The organism is Herbaspirillum sp. B65, from assembly GCF_000333555.1.
Lineage (GTDB): Bacteria > Pseudomonadota > Gammaproteobacteria > Burkholderiales > Burkholderiaceae_D > Herbaspirillum > Herbaspirillum rubrisubalbicans.
Genome location: NZ_BADI01001134.1, coordinates 1 through 2,497 on the forward strand (window position 1 = coordinate 1; position 2,497 = coordinate 2,497).

1 protein-coding gene is annotated in these 2,497 nt (G+C 63.7%); it reads left to right on the forward strand.

Annotated features, from left to right (window positions below; all coding sequences use genetic code 11):
• Positions 1-2,497, forward strand: a 2,497-nt coding sequence (locus I5W_RS26735) for a chromosome segregation protein SMC (RefSeq protein ID WP_044531539.1), incomplete at both ends; no start/stop codon positions are given.

Genomic DNA, 2,497 nt, shown 5'->3' on the forward strand with positions numbered 1-2,497 from the left:
CACGGCTCTCCCCCGCAGCCGGCCGGGCGCGCCTCGGTCGAGCTGGTGTTCGACAACTCTGCCGGCAAGGCCGCCGGCCAGTGGGGCCAGTACGCTGAAATCGCCGTCAAGCGCACCTTGACCCGCGATGGTACGTCGTCCTACTACATCAACAACCAGTCGGTGCGCCGCCGCGACATCCAGGACATCTTCCTCGGTACCGGTCTGGGTCCGCGCGCCTACGCCATCATCGGCCAGGGCATGATCTCGCGCATCATCGAGGCGCGTCCTGAAGAGTTGCGTATCTTCCTGGAAGAAGCCGCTGGTGTGTCGAAGTACAAGGAACGCCGCCGCGAAACCGAGAACCGCCTGCACGACACCACCGAAAACCTGACCCGCCTGGAAGACATCCTGCGCGAGCTCAATACCAACCTGGAAAAGCTGGAAGCCCAAGCCGCCGTGGCCAAGAAATTCCACGAGTTGCAGAACGACCAGGAAGAAAAGCAGAAGCTGCTGTGGCTGCTGCGCAAGAACGAAGCCAAGGCGGAGCAGGAGCGCTTCTTCAAGGAAATCGAGCGTGCCCAGATCGACCTGGAAGAACAGACCGCCAAGCTGCGCCACGTCGAAACCGAGCTGGAGCATATGCGCCAGGCGCACTACGGCGCCGGCGACCGCCTGCACCAGGCGCAAGGCCACCTGTACCAGACCAACTCCGAAATCGGCAGCCTGGAAGCGCAGATCAAGTTCGTCATCGAATCGCGCAACCGCCTGCAAGCCCAGTTGAACTCCCTGGGCGCGCAGCGCGACCAGTGGCAGCGCCAGGGCACCCAGCAGCAGGAAGAACTGGCAGAAGCCGAGATCCAGCTCGAAGAATTCGGAATGCGGGTGGAGCAGGCCCAGCACGCGGTGCAAGACACCAGCGATCGCTTGCCGTCGCTGGAGGCGGCCTGGCGCGAATCGCAGGTCAAGACCACCGAGTCGCGCGGCAAGATCATGCAGGTACAGCAGCAGATCGAGCTGCAATCGACGCACCAGCGCAATGCTTCCAACATCCTCTCCGGCCTGGCCGCACGCCGCGAACGCCTGATGCAGGAAAAGAACGGCATGGCGTTGCCCGACGAGACGCATCTGTCCAACCTGCGGATGCAGCTGGAAGAAAAGCAGGCCTCGCTGGAAGAGGCCAATATGTACCTGGAAGAGGCACAGGAGCAGTTGCCGCGCCTGGAAGAAGAGCGCCGCACCGCCCAGGAACTGGTCAGCAAGGAAACCTCGGCCAATGCCCAACTGGAAGCGCGCCTGACGGCCCTGAAGCAATTGCAGGAAAGCGTGCAAGCCCAGGGCAAGGTGCAACCCTGGCTGGAAAAGCACGGCCTGGCCGAGCTGCCGCGCCTGTGGCAGAAGCTGCACATCGAATCCGGCTGGGAAACCGCGCTGGAAGCGGTGCTGCGCGAGCGCATGTCGGCCCTGGAAATGTCCAACCTGGACTGGGCCAAGGCCTTCTTCAGCGACGCCCCGCCGGCCAAGCTGGCGCTGTACGCGCCCAATGCCGGGCTGGCCCAGCCGGACGCCCAGCCAGTGGCGGGCTTGAAGCCCTTCGTGACGCTGCTGCAATTGAACGATCCGGGCCTGCGCGCCCTGATGAACGACTGGCTCAACCACATCTACATCGCCGACGATACCGCCACCGCCTTTGCCGAGCGTTCCAAGCTGCCGCTGGGCGGCCTCTTCGTGACCCGCCAGGGTCATGTGGTGAGCAACTCCAGCGTGCGTTTCTACGCTTCCGATTCGGAGCAGGACGGTATGCTGGCGCGCCAGCAGGAAATCGAGAACATCACCAAGCAGCAACGCGCCCAAGCGATGTTGGCCGAAGAAGCCAAGGGCCGCGCAGTGCGTGCCGAGGCGGCCCTGTCGGCGGCGTCGCAGCGCCTGCAGGAATTGCGCCAGCGCGTCAATTCGCTGACCCAGTCGGCGCACAGCCTGCAGATCGAAGTGATGAAGCTGTCCGAGGTGCAGGAACGCTTCAACCAGCGCAGCACCCAGATCGCCACCGACCTGGAAGAAATCGGGATGCAGGAAGCCGAACAGCAGCAGGTACAGGCCGAGTCCGAGGCGCGCTTCGAGGAGCTGGATATCGAACTGGCCGAGTTGCAGGAGCAGCACGAGAACGGCCAGACCGATTACCTCAACAAGGAACAGCAGCTCAACGATGCCCGCACGCGCCTGCGCGAGCTGGAGCGCGCCGCCCAGGAAAGCGAGTTCGCCGAGAAGTCACACCGCAACAAGATCGAGGAATTGAAGCGCGGCATTGCTACCGCCCTGGAACAGGCGGCGCAACTGTTTGCCAGTATGCAGCAGGGCAGTCTGGAATTGGAAAGCCTGGACGATCAGGCCGCCCAGGCCGGCCTGCAAGAGCTGCTGGACCGCCGCAGCGAGCAGGAACGCGCGTTGGCCGACGCCCGGCACGAATTGGACCAGCTTTCGCAGCAACTGCGCTCGCATGAAGAAGCACGCTTGCAGG